Raw genomic sequence first — 13,258 nt, forward strand, 5'->3', positions numbered from 1 at the left:
GCTCTCAGCCATCGGGCTCGTAGTGCAGGTTCGGCCACGTCGAGCGGCCCGTCCATCCTCTTTTCTGCAACTCGCTCTCGATCAGCAGCAGGATGTGGTGCGGCTGCCGCAGGTCTGATCGCATGACATCGACGGTCTTCCAGTCGATCGCGTCGAGCTTGCGCTGACGTCGGATGTCGTTCTCCCAGGCGTCGTGGCTCGTGGCGTGCACGAATCCCTTGTACTCGATGCCGAGGGTGAAGCCGCGCACGCGCAGGTCGGGTGTCGCCAGAATGCGGCCGTTCTCGTCGCGCACCGGTTCGTTGACGATGAGTTCGGGGAAGCCGGCCCTCTGCAGCAGAAGCCGGAGTTCCGTCTCCTTCGGGGAGTCCACGCGTTCCCGGACCGCATCGAGCGCCTCGGCGATGAGGCTTCGGTGGCGTCGGCCGGGGTGCATGGATGCCGCCGTGCGCAGCCGCTGCGGTGTGGTGAACGGGCGGCGCGTGCCGTCGGCCTCGCGGAATCCGCGCAGCAGGTAGTCTCCCGCCGCCACGAGTTCGAGGAGGTCGAGCTGGGTCGCGAGGTCGAGCCAGGTCTGCTCGGCGGTGGACATCCGGAGCCCGCGGGAATCGAGCCACAGGGTCGGGCGCGGTGCCGTCGAGTGGCCGGTGACCCCGCGTGCTCGGGGCGGCCGGAGTGGGCGCATGGCCGTCACGTGGATGTCGGCGGCTCTCTCGAGTCGCCGCGGCAGGGGGCATCCGAACAGGAGCGCGGCAGTGGAGTGGCTGATGTACGATTCGGGTGGAGCGACGGACTGCCAGGCCAGGCAGCGCTGCCTCAGGGTCGGCGCGGTCGAGGCGAGACGGGTTCCGTAGAACGGGGCGGCCAGATCGGATGCGCGGAGCCGGCCGCGGCTCACTCCGCGATCGCGGGCTGCGCGCACCGAAAAGGATGCGCCGCGAAGGCCCTCGGGCAGTGGGGAGGGATGCGGCATCCGCTCAGTGTCGCCGAGGCCGTGGATCCGCGTCGGCAATTCTCCACAGGGCGAGACCCGCCGCCTGCCGACTGAGATGTCACAGATGGCGGCTTCTAGACGGATCGGACGACCATCTGCGACACCTCACCCGGAGATCCGGAGGCCGCGAGGGGTTGATGTGGCACAGATGGTGGGTTCTTCGCGAATCAGGCAGCCATCTGCGACATCTCAACGGCCGGGCGACGGGCACCGGGGGCAAAGGCGCAGGGCGCGGGGCAGCGGATGCCCGGGGCGGCTAGGGCGCGTCGGCGGCGGCGCGCAGGTCGGGGAGTTTCACGAGCAGCATCAGCACCAGGCCCACCGCCACCACGAGCACGATGCCGAGGATGCCCCAGTACTGCGCTCCCGCCACGGCGATGAACAGCGCCCAGAGGCCGGGGGAGATGAAGCTGGCCGCGCGACCCGTCGTGGCGTAGAGGCCGAAGATCTCGCCCTCGCGCCCCGCGGGCGACACCCGCGCCAGCAGCGAACGCGACGCCGTCTGGGCGGGGCCGACGAAGAGGCAGAGGGCGAGGCCGCCGATCCAGAACACGACCTTGCCCGCGTCGTGCAGGGCGAAGACGGCGGTGCCGGCGACGACGAGGCCGACGAGCGAGAACAGGATGACGGCGCGCGGCCCGAAGCGGTCGTCGAAGCGCCCGGAGATGATCGTGCTCACTCCGGCCACGAGGTTGGCGGCGATTCCGAAGGCGACGACCTCGAGGAACTCGAATCCGAAGGTGCCGGAGGCGATGATCGCCCCGAACGCGAACACCCCCGCCAGTCCGTCGCGGTACACGGCGCTGGCCACGAGGAACCAGAACGTGTGCCGGCTCTCGCGGTAGAGGCGCGCGATGTCTTTCACCAGAACCGCGTAGCTCGCGAAGAACCCGACCTTGGGGCCGACCGAGGGTGCCGGCGGAAGCTCCGGCACGAACACGAAGATGGGAATGGCGAAGATCACGGTCCAGACGGCACAGCCGACGGCGACGACACGGAACGGCAGACCGTTCTCCTGCGACAGCCCGAACCAGTCGGCGCTGTAGGCCACGACCACGACGACGAGGGCGACGATGCCGCCGATGTAGCCGAGGCCCCAGCCCAGCCCGCTGACCCGCCCGATCGTCTTCTTCGTCGACACCTGCACGAGCATCGCGTTGTAGTTCACTCCGGCGAGCTCGCTGAAGACGCTTCCGATCGCCACGAGAGACGCCCCGAGAACGAAGTAGCTCGGCTGCCCCTGCACGAAGAACAGGCCGCCCATGCACAGCACCAGCAGCACCGTGTAGACCAGCAGGCCGCCCTTGCGGCTGCCCGTGCGGTCGGCGCGCTGGCCGAGCACCGGCGCGAGCACCAGGATGACCAGCCCGGCCAGGAAGATCGCGAAGCCGAACCCGCTGGCCAGCTCGGCGAGGCCTGCGACCTTCACAGGATCATTCTTGGGCAGCGCGGCCACGTCGGCAGGCAGGAAGACGTCGGTGGTGAGGTAGAGGGCCGTGAAGATGAAGGTGAGGATGACCGAATTGAAGGGCTGGGTTGCCCAGTCCCACAGCGCCCACGACCGAACCTGCCTCGCCGGAACGGGCTCCACTTGCAGGTCGAGCCCCACGGCCAATGCGGCGCCGGTGTTGGCGACAAGCGGCATCGCGGCCGGCGTCGAGGCGTCGTCTGGGCCGGCTGCGTCGCCGGAATTCTGGGTCATGGTCACACAGTAGCCGTGCGCCGAGACGAGGCAGCGGACAACGCGTGCACACGAGGTGAAATCGCCAGTGCCGCCGTGATCTTCCGGGCTAGGGTTAGACGCATGAATCGGCACCCGGGGGGCCTCTTCGTGCGGGGGCGCGGAGGAGACACAGCAGATCTTCGGGAGCACAATCTCGCCCTGGTGCTGCGCCACCTGCGAGACCACGGCCCCTCGTCGAGGGCCCAGATCGCCGACTCGTCGACGCTCGGCCTGTCGACGCTGACGGGCATGATCGGCGAGCTGAAGGCTCTCGATCTCGTGACAGAGGGGCTCGCCGACACGCAGTCACGTCTCGGACGTCCCACGCACGCCGTGTCGCTGTCGGGTGACGGCTGGGTCGTCGCGGGGCTCCGGGTGGATGTCGATGGCGTTCGGGCGAAGACGGCCACCGTCCGTGGCGATCACCTCGGCAGCTACGCCGATCGCGCCGACCTGCGCGGCGGCGATCCCGCACAGGCGATCCGGATGCTCGCGTCGGCGATCGATTGGATCGTCGAGTCGGTGGATCCCCCGCGAGTCCTGACGGCCGTGAGCATCGCTGTTGCGGGTCGCGTATCGCCCTGGGGCGACGTCGTCGTCCGATCCGACGCCCTCGAGTGGGCCGCCGTCGATCTCGCGAGCGGAGTGCGCGCCGAGCTGGCCGAGCGCGGCCGCGGAGGGGCCGTGGTGCAGGTCGTGAGCGACAGCGCCGCGGCCGCCCTCGGGCTCGTGCGCGGCGAATTGCGCGAGCGCATCGGAGAACGCACCATGCTGTACTTCGGCGGGGAGCGCACAGTGGCGGGCGGCGTGCTCGTCGCCGGTGAGCCGGCGATCCCCGGCGGCCTCGGCGAGTCGGACTTCGCGCGGATACCCGTGACCATCGAGGATGGCTCGTCGCGGCGACTCGGAGACGTGGTCGCCCTGGCAGGAGTGCTGACGACGGCGGGTGTGCGGTCCGTCCGGGAGGCCGCTCAACTCGTCGACCGTTCTCCCCGCGAGGCCCTGTCGATGCTGCTGGCGGCCGTGGCCGAAGGAGACGAGGCCGCAGCGGGCGCTGTGGCCGCCGTCATGGCCGCGTTGTCGCAGGCGATCGAGGCCGCCGTCGCGGTGGTCGGGGCCGAGGTCGTGGTGCTCGACGGCTACCTCGGCGTGCTCGGCACCCTCATCACCCCCTCCGTCGATGCGGAGGTCGAGGTGATCGCACTGCCCTCGCATCCGTCGAGGGTCGTCGACGGGGCCGTCTTCGCGGCGCGAGATGCCAGGCTGTCGCACCCGTCTCGCATCCGGGACTGACCCTACCGGCGAGCCGTCGTTCAAAGTTGAGTCGTGCTAGCTCAACTTTAGCTGTGAGGACTTGACAGGGATTTCGCTCGCTGGCAAGCTTGAGTCAACAAGGCTCAACCCTTGTGAGAACTTAGACATTCTTGAAGTGAGAACGTCGGTCCCGCCAGCAAAACAAGGAGATATCACTCACATGGCTCGTGCAGTAGGAATCGACCTCGGTACCACCAACTCGGTGGTCGCGGTCCTCGAAGGTGGAGAACCCACCGTCATCGCCAATGCGGAAGGCTTCCGCACGACCCCTTCGGTGGTCGCATTCACCAAAGACGGAGAGGTTCTCGTCGGCGAGACCGCCAAGCGCCAGGCCGTCACCAACGTCGACCGCACCATCTCCTCGGTGAAGCGTCACATCGGCACCAACTGGACCGTCGACATCGACGGCAAGCCGTACACCCCGCAGGAGCTGTCGGCTCGAATCCTCGCCAAGCTCAAGCGCGACGCCGAGTCCTACCTGGGCGACACCGTCACCGACGCGGTCATCACGGTTCCGGCCTACTTCAACGACGCCGAGCGCCAGGCCACCAAGGAGGCCGGTGAGATCGCGGGCCTCAACGTTCTGCGCATCATCAACGAGCCCACCGCGGCCGCCCTCGCCTACGGCCTCGACAAGGGCAAGGAAGACGAGCTCATCCTGGTCTTCGACCTCGGTGGCGGAACGTTCGACGTGTCGCTCCTCGAAGTCGGAAAGGACGACGACTTCTCGACCATCCAGGTGCGCTCCACCTCCGGTGACAACCGCCTCGGTGGAGACGACTGGGACCAGCGCGTCGTCGACTACCTGATCAAGCGCTTCAAGGACGCCACGGGCGTCGACGTCTCCGGCGACAAGATCGCCAAGCAGCGCCTCAAGGAGGCCGCGGAGCAGGCGAAGAAGGAACTCTCGTCGTCGACCTCGACCAGCATCCAGCTGCCGTACCTGTCGCTCACCGAGAACGGCCCCGCCAACCTCGACGAGACGCTCAGCCGCGCCAAGTTCGAAGAGCTCACCTCCGACCTCCTCGACCGCACCAAGAAGCCGTTCGAAGACGTCATCCGCGAGGCCGGCGTCTCGGTCAACGACATCGCCCACGTGGTGCTCGTCGGTGGATCGACCCGCATGCCCGCCGTCGTCGAGCTCGTCAAGAAGCTCACGGGCGGCAAGGAGCCCAACAAGGGCGTCAACCCCGATGAGGTCGTCGCCGTCGGCGCCGCCCTGCAGGCCGGTGTGCTGAAGGGCGAGCGCAAAGACGTTCTGCTCATCGACGTCACCCCCCTGAGCCTCGGCATCGAGACCAAGGGCGGCATGATGACCACGCTCATCGAGCGCAACACGGCCATCCCGACCAAGCGCAGCGAGACCTTCACCACGGCAGACGACAACCAGCCGTCCGTCGCGATCCAGGTCTTCCAGGGCGAGCGCCAGTTCACCCGCGACAACAAGAACCTCGGAACGTTCGAGCTGACCGGCATCGCGCCGGCCCCGCGCGGCATCCCGCAGGTCGAGGTCACCTTCGACATCGACGCCAACGGCATCGTGCACGTGTCCGCGAAGGACAAGGGCACCGGCAAGGAGCAGTCGATGACCATCACGGGTGGATCGAGCCTCTCGAAGGAGGACATCGCCCGCATGGTGCGCGAGGGCGAGGAGCACGCCGCTGAGGACAAGAAGCGTCGTGAGGCCGCCGAGGTGCGCAACAACGCCGAGCAGCTCGCCTACTCGATCGACAAGCTCATCAAGGAGAACGAGGACAAGCTGCCCGAAGACGTCAAGACCTCGGTCCAGGCCGACGTCGACGAGCTGAAGACGGCACTCGCCGGAGAAGACAACGACGAGGCCGTGAAGGTCGCGTTCGACAAGCTCAACGAGAGCCAGGGCAAGCTGGGCGAGGCCATCTACGCCTCGAGCCAGGCCGATGCAGCCGCCGAAGGCGATGCGCCGACCGACGCACCTCAGGACGCCGCGTCTGACGAAGACGTGGTTGATGCCGAGGTTGTCGAAGACGACGAGCCCACGAAGGACAAGTAACCATGACCGACCAGAACTCGTTCCCTGAGCCTGTCGAAGGGGAGGAACCGGCTTCGGCGACAGACCCCTCGACAGGCTCGGGGAGCGACTCCGGCCAGCCCGTCGATGGTGCCACCGAGGACGCGACCTTCATCGAGGCCGAAGGCCCCGATGTCGAGACCTCTCTGAGCGACGCCGACCTGAGCTTTCTCGAAGACGCCTCCAGTGCGTCGTCGTCGACTGCCTCAGACGAGGTGCTCGCCGCAGAACGGCTCGCCGATCTGCAGCGCGTCACCGCGGAATACGCGAACTACCGCAAGCGCACCGAGGCGAACCGCGAGGTCGAGCGGGAGCGCACCGTCGGCGAGGTCGTGAAGGTTCTGCTGCCGGTGCTCGACGATCTCGACCGCGCTGAGAAGCACGGCGACCTCGGAGACGGCCCGTTCGCATCCATCGCGCAGAAGCTGCGCGGCGGCACCGAGCGTCTGGGACTGAAGCCGTTCGGAGCCGCGGGCGATGCATTCGACCCGCAGCTGCACGAGGCGATCTTCCAGCAGCCGTCGGCCGATGTCGAGGTCGAGACGGTCGCCGACGTCGTCGAGACGGGCTACTACCTCGGCTCCACGCTTCTGCGTGCGGCCAAGGTCGTCGTCTCGACTCCGGTCAGCGCTTAAGACACAACCTGGTAGAGCCCCTTTGACAGGCTCGGGGAACGAACCGTTCGCCGAGCCTGTCGAGGGGCACCACTGATCAACAAGGAAAAAATGGCCAGCCAGGATTGGTTCGACAAGGACTTCTACAAGGTGCTTGGCGTCTCGAAGGACATCTCCGAGGCCGAGCTCAAGAAGACGTATCGCAAGCTCGCGCGTCAGTACCACCCCGACTCCAACCCCGGCGATCCCAAAGCCGAGGCCAAGTTCAAAGAGATCTCCGAGGCCAACTCGGTGCTGTCCGACCCTGAACAGCGCAAGGAGTACGACCAGATCCGCGCCATGGGCTCAGGGGCCCGATTCCAGGCTCCCGGCCAGCAGGGCGGCGGCTTCGAAGACGTCTTCGGCGGCATGTTCGGCGGCGGCGGGGGCGGCCGCGGAGGCCAGCAGTACACCTACACCCAGCCCGGTGCCGGCAGCCAGTACGACGACCTCCTGGGAGGCCTCTTCGGCGGCTCGTCCGGAGGCTTCCGCGGGTTCGGCGGACCGACTCGTGGCCGCGACGTCACGGCCCGCGCCACCATCGACTTCCTCACGGCCACCAAGGGCGACACGATCAAGCTGCAGACCGCAGACGGTCGCCCGATCACCGTGAAGATTCCGGCCGGCGTCTCCGACGGTCAGAAGATCAAATTGCGCGGCAAGGGTGAGGCCAGTCCCGATGGGGGCGAGCCAGGCGATATCGTCTTGACCGTGACCGTGCGCAAACACCCCGTATTCGAACGCGACGGGTTGAACCTGCGCGTGAACGTTCCCGTGACCTTCGTCGAGGCGACGCTCGGAGCGACGATCGAGGTTCCGACCCTCGGCGGCGATCCCGTCAAGCTCAAGGTCGCTCCCGGCACACCCTCTGGGCGCGTGCTGCGGGTCAAGGGCCGCGGCGTCGAGACGTCGAAGGGCACCGGCGACCTGCTCGCCGTGGTGCAGGTCGCGGTTCCCGCGCACCTCAGCCCCGAGGCCCGCGAGGCGCTCGAGGCGTTCCACGCGGTCGAGCCGCAGGAGAACCCGCGCCTCGAGCTGCTCTCCAAGGCGCACGAGTAGCCCTCCCGCACCCTGATTACTCCGCACGAGCCAGACAGAAAGGCAGGCCATGGACGAGAACTCACCGATGTTCGCGATCGCCATGGCCGCCGAACTGGCCGGCATGCATCCGCAGACCCTGCGCCAGTACGACCGCATCGGGCTCGTGAGTCCCACCCGCACGGCGGGCAAGTCGCGTCGTTACTCGATGCGCAACGTGGTGCAGCTGCGCGAGGTCGCACGTCTCTCGGCGGAGGGCGTGAGCCTCGAGGGCATCGCCCGCATCCTGACCCTCGAGAATCAGGTGAGCGCCCTCACCGGCCGCGTTCGCGAGCTCGAGAGCGCACTCGCCGACGAACTGCTCAACCGCCCGAACCGCCGCGTCTTCGCGGCTGACGTGCAGGGCGACGTGGTGTCGCTCAAGCATGGAACGCGCACGGCCCGCCGCACCGAGGTCGTGATCTGGCGCCCCACCGACTGACCAGTGGGTACCCCTGCGGTCAGTAGTGCCCGGTGCGTCGGTACCCCTTGTCCGCGCGGGTACCTGCTGTTCAGGTGACAGGCGTCGACACGAAGAGAACGCGGTCGCTCGCGACCAGCTCGTCGAGGGTGAAGACCCGGTTCAGGTCGTGGCCCGCCGCGATCGCGGCCGCCCGCTGCGACTCCGACCGCGGATCCATGCGCCCCTGCATGAACCCGCCCAACGAGCGCACGGCGCACGCCGCGATGATCCCCTCCGGAGTGCCGCCCGTTCCCATGACGGCGTCGACGCCCGAGCCGGGCGTGGCCGCCGCGATCGCGATCGACACGTCGCCCTCACCCACCAGGTGCACGCGCACGCCGAGCCCGCGCAGCTCGGCGACGAGGGATGCGTGCCGCGGCTTGTCGAGAACCCCGACGACGAGCTCGCCGATCGGCTTGCCGAGAGCGCCGGCGAGCCGCGTCGCGTTCTGCGTGGGCGGCGCGAGCACGTCGAGCCCCCCGACCCCCGCCGCCCCGGCGATGAGCTTCTGCATGTAGAACACGTCGCGCGGGTCGAACATGCTTCCGCGCGGTGCGAGCGCGATCACGGCCACCGCCCCCGGAAGGTTCTCCGCCGCGAGTCGCGTTCCGTCGAGCGGGTCGACGGCGACATCGCACGCGGGCCCCGAGCCCGTGCCCAGCCGCTCGCCGTTCGCGAGCATCGGCGCCTCGTCCTTCTCTCCCTCGCCGATCACGACCGTGCCGTCGAACGGGGCCCGGCCCAGGGCATCCCGCATCGCCGCGACGGCCAGCTCGTCGGCGCCGTTCTTGTCGCCCGACCCCACGAGGGGCAGGCACGCGGATGCCGCGGCCTCGGTCGCGCGCACGATGGCGGCCACGAGATCGGCCGGATAGTTGTGGGCCCCCACGACCGTGGTCGGAGCGAGGGGCGGCGTCGGGAGGGGCATGACTGAAAAGGGTAGCGTTGTCGCCCGTGAGCACTGCATCGATCGAGATCCGAGACACAGCATTCGACCACCCCGATTCCGAGGCGTTGCGGGCCGCGCAGCGCGTCGAGATCGACGCGCGCTACGGCGGTGACACCGAGCCGGGAACCAAGCCGTCGGCATCCGATGTGCCGGTCTTCGTCGTCGCTTACGACGACGCGGGAAGACCCGTGGGATGCGGCGGCCTGCGACAGCTCGACGACGCCAGCGCCGAGATCAAGCGCATGTTCGTGACTCCGGATGCGCGCGGCACGGGTGTGTCGGTCGCGGTGCTGCACGCGCTCGAAGAGCGGGCTCGCAGCCGCGGCTGGAGCACCCTGCGGCTCGAGACGGGAACGGCGCAGCCGGACGCCGTTCGCTTCTACGAACGCGAGGGGTACACGCTCATTCCGAACTTCGGCGCCTACGCGGGAGCCGCAGAGTCGCTCTGCTACGAGCGCCGCATCTAGGCGCTCCGGCGCCGTCTATGCGACGAGGCCCGCCCGGCGCTGCTCGCGCTCGCGGGCCCGTCGCTCGAAGCGGGGCTCCGCGCCGGCCGCGCGTGCACCGAGCGACACGAGTTCGCGCACGGCCCAGCCGAGCAGCACCACGAGCAGCACGTTCCGGGCCGTGAGCAGCAGCGCCACTCCGGGATCTCCCGCGATGAGCGGCATGTAGAGGATAGGGAACACGAACGTGGTGAGCACCGAGATGGCCACCATGAGCAGCGCGGGTGTTCTCCAGGCGCGCCATCCGTGCGTGATTCCCACGGCGATGATCGGGGCCAGCCAGAGCATGTACTGGGGGGAGCCCACCTTGTTGAACACGACCACCGTGGTGGCGAGCGCGAGTGAGGCGACGAGCAGCAGCCTCTGGGTCTGCGCACCACGGTGCTTGGCCCACACCACGAGCGCCAGCACGCCGACGACGGCCAGGGCCATGACCGGTGTCATCAGCGAGACGGCGATGTGGTCGTAGGGGCCGACGACCTCGCGGGTGGCGATCTCGGTGTTGTTGATGATGTGGCTGCCCGGCCTGTTGAGAATAGCGAGCCAGAGCCACGGCGTGGTGACGGGCGCCTCGAGCTGAAGGCCGCGCGAGGTCTGCATCTGCGCGAAGCCGAGAAGGTAGTGCAGCCCGCCGAGGGCCCACACGATGGCGGCGACCCCCACCGAGAACATGGCACCGGTCGCGACCGCGATGCGGCGGCGTGGGAACGCACCGACGATGGCCAGGAAGATCGCGGCGGGCCACACCTTGATCCAGGTGGCGAGGGCCAGAAGAACGGATGCGACGATCGGCCGTCGCGCGATCAGAACGAGGGCGATGATCACCAGGGGAGCGGTGATGCCCTCGAGACGAAGCAGCGCCACCGGGCTCAGGAGTGTGAGGATTCCGAGCCACCACCACGAGGCCAGGACTCCGCGGCGGGAGCGACCGCGGTTGGAGAGAACCAGGATCGATGCCGCATTCAGCGAGGCGATGAGCACGAACCAGAGCAGCTGGTAGAACTGGGGGCCCGCGATGTTCGAGATGGCGATCGGCAGGATCGCCCCGATCGGGTAGACCCACTCGAAGTGGATGCCCGGCCATTGACCGAAGCTCTCGGCGGCGATGGCCCAGCGGCGGTACAGCGGCAGGTCGCCCTCGACGGTTCCGGCGACGATGTTGGGCAGCAGGCCGAGCAGGTAGACGACATGGATTCCGACGAAGCCCCAGAGCAGGTTGCGCGGCTTCTCGAAGACCTCAGGTTCTGGCAGTGCGGGTCGGATGAATCGGTCGTAGATGCCCTGCGGTGCCAGGCCTTGGATCGCTGTATCGGTTGTCGCCACTCTTGCGACCGTAGTGTCGAATGCCTGCGAGCGAGCAGGGATTCACCTTGCCGTTACCTGACCGTCGATTCGCGGACACCGGAATCCCGCCGGATGTCGTGTGAGGCGCACGACGTGATTCACGACTCACGCTGTCGGTCTGACCGCCTGGATCGTGTAGCTGAGCGGCGCCACGCCCGCGAGGGCATCGAGGGCGAACTCGCCGTTCGGACGCAGCAGCATCTGGCCCGGCAACGCTCGCCACGGCACGCTGTCGTGTTCGACGAGCATCGTGAGCCTGAGCCCGGCGTCGAGGAGGGCGGTGACGATCTCGCCGACGCCGTGGTTCCACTCGTAGGTCGTGGTCGCGGTGATGGGCTGGTCGGTCTCGACATAGCTGGCATCGTCGTTCCACTCGAGTGGATCCTTCTGCTCGAAGTAGGGGAAGCGCAGGTGCAGGTCGTCTGTGAGGCGCTCGTCCATGGTCCACAGGATGGGGTGGCCCTCGCGGATGAAGAGTCGGCCGCCCGGTTTCAGCAGGCCCGCGACGACCGCCGCCCAGCGCTCCACACTGGGCAGCCAGCACAGAGCGCCGATCCCCGTGTAGACGAGGTCGAAGCTCTGCGGTTCGAGTACCGACAGCGCCGAGAAGACATCCGCCTCGACGAACTCGACGTCGTCGCCGGTCTCGGCCACGAGCCGGCGTGCCTCGTCGAGCGCGACGGGCGAGAAGTCGAGCCCCGTGACACGGGCGCCGAGGCGGGCGAGCGAGAGCGTGTCGGTGCCGATGTGGCACTGCAGGTGCACGGTGCGCAGCCCCTCGACGGGCCCGAGTCGGTCGAGGTCGAACCTCACGACGTCGGAGATGAGCTTCCGATCGTCGATGTACCGCTGAACCTGGTAGCCCACTCCGGTGCGGGTGGCGTGCGCGGACGCCCTGTCGTTCCAGTTGTCGCGGTTCGCGTTCAGATAGTCGGTCATCGTCGGCCTCTTCCTGCCGCCCTCCGGGCAGCCCGCCAGAATATCAGTCGGGGCGCATCCCTGTCAGGATGGGGGGATGCCCGATTTCTCGTTCGACGACCTCCGCCGCTTTCCCGACGTCGAGGCCCCCAATCTGTTCGCGGTCGATGCCAGCGACAGGCTGATCCTCGATGAGGCGGCGGATGCGCTGGCCGCGGCCGCTCCCGGGGAGGTCGCCGTGCTGGGCGATCGCTACGGGGCGCTGACGCTCGGCGCGGCCGGGCTGCACGGGGCCACGCGCATCCGGGTTCAGCAGGACGCCCTGACGGGCGAGCGGGCCCTGGCCCGCAATGCCGACCGCACAGGGCTCGCCGACTCGTACGAGTCGATGCCGTTCGAGGCCTCGCTCGTCGAGGGGGCGACCGTGGTGCTCATGCAGCTGCCGCGTACACTCGCCGCGCTCGAGCAGGCGGCCGCGCTCATCGCCCGCCACGCGCATCCGTCGGTCGTGGTGTTCGCGGGCGGACGCATCAAGCACCTCTCGACGAGCATGAACGACGTGCTCACCGCGCACTTCTCCGAGCTGCGCGTGAGCCTGGCGCGGCAGAAGTCGCGCGTGCTCGTGGCCTCCGCGCCGCGGGCCGACGCCCAGTCCGACTCCGACGCCGCCGCGATGCGCACCGAGTTCCACGACGATATCCAGCTCTGGGTCGCCGCCCAGGGCACCGCCTTCGCGGGCACGAAGCTCGACATCGGCACCCGCTTTCTGCTGTCGTTCATTCCGCAGATGGCGGCGCACCCCGATGCGGCCATCGATCTCGGATGCGGCACCGGCGTTCTCGCCGCCGAGATCGCCCGGGCCCGGCCCGAGGCACGCGTGATCGCGAGCGACCAATCGTCGTCGGCCATCGCATCCGCGCGCGAGACGATGCGGCTCAATGGTCTCGAGGACCGAGTCGAGGTCGTTCGCGACGACGCGCTGCGCTCGCAGCCGGATGCGTCGGCCGGGCTGATCCTGTGCAACCCGCCGTTCCACGTGGGCGCGGCCGTGCATGCGGACGCCGCCCTCGGGCTGTTCCGCGACGCGGCGCGTGTGCTGGAGTCGGGCGGCGAGCTCTGGACCGTGTTCAACAGCTCGCTCTCGCACGCAGCGACCCTGCGCAAGATCGTGGGACCGACCGACGTGGTCGGGCAGAACGCGAAGTTCACGGTGACGCGCAGCACGAGGCGCTGACCCGCCCGCAGGCAAGGCTCAGGGAACCTTGCG

12 protein-coding genes are annotated in these 13,258 nt (G+C 68.6%); 7 read left to right on the plus strand and 5 right to left on the minus strand.

Annotated features, from left to right (window positions below; all coding sequences use genetic code 11):
- Positions 1 to 4: 4 nt before the first annotated feature.
- Together QCD70_RS16860 and QCD70_RS16865 are read right to left on the minus strand one after the other, a co-directional pair.
- Positions 5 to 973 (minus strand): hypothetical protein, encoded by a 969-nt coding sequence (locus QCD70_RS16860; RefSeq protein ID WP_301218437.1) that lies wholly within the window; start codon positions 971 to 973, stop codon positions 5 to 7.
- Positions 974 to 1,250: 277 nt separating this feature from the next.
- Positions 1,251 to 2,696, minus strand: a complete 1,446-nt coding sequence (locus QCD70_RS16865) for an MFS transporter (protein WP_301218439.1) — start codon at positions 2,694 to 2,696, stop codon at positions 1,251 to 1,253.
- Positions 2,697 to 2,798: 102 nt separating this feature from the next.
- Here QCD70_RS16865 and QCD70_RS16870 point away from each other — a divergent pair, with 102 nt between their 5' ends.
- The 5 genes from QCD70_RS16870 to QCD70_RS16890 all read left to right on the plus strand — a co-directional run bounded on the left by QCD70_RS16870 (position 2,799) and on the right by QCD70_RS16890 (position 8,253).
- The gene (locus QCD70_RS16870; protein WP_301218441.1) at positions 2,799 to 4,010 is read left to right on the plus strand and encodes a hypothetical protein; all 1,212 of its coding nucleotides are present in this window, start codon (positions 2,799 to 2,801) and stop codon (positions 4,008 to 4,010) included.
- A gap of 181 nt (positions 4,011 to 4,191) precedes the next feature.
- A complete protein-coding gene (dnaK, locus tag QCD70_RS16875) occupies positions 4,192 to 6,063 on the plus strand; it encodes a molecular chaperone DnaK (RefSeq protein WP_301218443.1) in 1,872 nt (623 codons plus the stop codon).
- 2 nt (positions 6,064 to 6,065) lie between these two features.
- Positions 6,066 to 6,716: a nucleotide exchange factor GrpE gene (locus QCD70_RS16880; protein ID WP_301218445.1), complete on the plus strand. Its 651-nt coding sequence runs from the start codon at positions 6,066 to 6,068 to the stop codon at positions 6,714 to 6,716.
- 90 nt (positions 6,717 to 6,806) lie between these two features.
- Positions 6,807 to 7,793, plus strand: coding sequence for a DnaJ C-terminal domain-containing protein (locus QCD70_RS16885; protein ID WP_301218447.1), 987 nt, complete (start codon positions 6,807 to 6,809; stop codon positions 7,791 to 7,793).
- A 49-nt stretch (positions 7,794 to 7,842) separates the two neighbouring features.
- Positions 7,843 to 8,253, plus strand: coding sequence for a heat shock protein transcriptional repressor HspR (locus QCD70_RS16890; RefSeq protein ID WP_055926585.1), 411 nt, complete (start codon positions 7,843 to 7,845; stop codon positions 8,251 to 8,253).
- Between the two features lie 70 nt (positions 8,254 to 8,323).
- Here the strand turns inward: QCD70_RS16890 and glpX are convergent, their stop codons facing one another.
- Positions 8,324 to 9,202, minus strand: coding sequence for a class II fructose-bisphosphatase (glpX, locus tag QCD70_RS16895; protein ID WP_301218451.1), 879 nt, complete (start codon positions 9,200 to 9,202; stop codon positions 8,324 to 8,326).
- 26 nt (positions 9,203 to 9,228) lie between these two features.
- On the opposite strand from glpX, the gene QCD70_RS16900 reads away from it, so the two are divergent.
- On the plus strand, positions 9,229 to 9,690 hold the full coding sequence (locus tag QCD70_RS16900; protein ID WP_301218453.1) for a GNAT family N-acetyltransferase: 462 nt from the start codon (positions 9,229 to 9,231) through the stop codon (positions 9,688 to 9,690).
- A gap of 15 nt (positions 9,691 to 9,705) precedes the next feature.
- On the opposite strand, the gene QCD70_RS16905 is transcribed toward QCD70_RS16900, so the two are convergent.
- Positions 9,706 to 11,052: a glycosyltransferase family 87 protein gene (locus QCD70_RS16905; RefSeq protein WP_301218455.1), complete on the minus strand. Its 1,347-nt coding sequence runs from the start codon at positions 11,050 to 11,052 to the stop codon at positions 9,706 to 9,708.
- Positions 11,053 to 11,178: 126 nt separating this feature from the next.
- A complete protein-coding gene (locus QCD70_RS16910; protein ID WP_301218457.1) occupies positions 11,179 to 12,012 on the minus strand; it encodes a class I SAM-dependent methyltransferase in 834 nt (277 codons plus the stop codon).
- A gap of 76 nt (positions 12,013 to 12,088) precedes the next feature.
- On the opposite strand from QCD70_RS16910, the gene QCD70_RS16915 reads away from it, so the two are divergent.
- The gene (locus QCD70_RS16915) at positions 12,089 to 13,225 is read left to right on the plus strand and encodes a class I SAM-dependent methyltransferase (RefSeq protein ID WP_301218459.1); all 1,137 of its coding nucleotides are present in this window, start codon (positions 12,089 to 12,091) and stop codon (positions 13,223 to 13,225) included.
- Positions 13,226 to 13,258 lie beyond the last annotated feature (33 nt).

Source organism: Agreia sp. PsM10 (genome assembly GCF_030433855.1).
Classification (GTDB): domain Bacteria; phylum Actinomycetota; class Actinomycetes; order Actinomycetales; family Microbacteriaceae; genus Agreia.

Bases quoted from the DNA above. Each gene is read 5' to 3' on its own strand.
- QCD70_RS16860 (WP_301218437.1), bottom strand. From the start codon at position 973: ATGCCGCATCCCTCCCCACTGCCCGAGGGCCTTCGCGGCGCATCCTTT.
- QCD70_RS16865 (WP_301218439.1), bottom strand. From the start codon at position 2,696: ATGACCCAGAATTCCGGCGACGCAGCCGGCCCAGACGACGCCTCGACG.
- QCD70_RS16870 (WP_301218441.1), top strand. From the start codon at position 2,799: ATGAATCGGCACCCGGGGGGCCTCTTCGTGCGGGGGCGCGGAGGAGAC.
- dnaK (WP_301218443.1), top strand. From the start codon at position 4,192: ATGGCTCGTGCAGTAGGAATCGACCTCGGTACCACCAACTCGGTGGTC.
- QCD70_RS16880 (WP_301218445.1), top strand. From the start codon at position 6,066: ATGACCGACCAGAACTCGTTCCCTGAGCCTGTCGAAGGGGAGGAACCG.
- QCD70_RS16885 (WP_301218447.1), top strand. From the start codon at position 6,807: ATGGCCAGCCAGGATTGGTTCGACAAGGACTTCTACAAGGTGCTTGGC.
- QCD70_RS16890 (WP_055926585.1), top strand. From the start codon at position 7,843: ATGGACGAGAACTCACCGATGTTCGCGATCGCCATGGCCGCCGAACTG.
- glpX (WP_301218451.1), bottom strand. From the start codon at position 9,202: ATGCCCCTCCCGACGCCGCCCCTCGCTCCGACCACGGTCGTGGGGGCC.
- QCD70_RS16910 (WP_301218457.1), bottom strand. From the start codon at position 12,012: ATGACCGACTATCTGAACGCGAACCGCGACAACTGGAACGACAGGGCG.
- QCD70_RS16915 (WP_301218459.1), top strand. From the start codon at position 12,089: ATGCCCGATTTCTCGTTCGACGACCTCCGCCGCTTTCCCGACGTCGAG.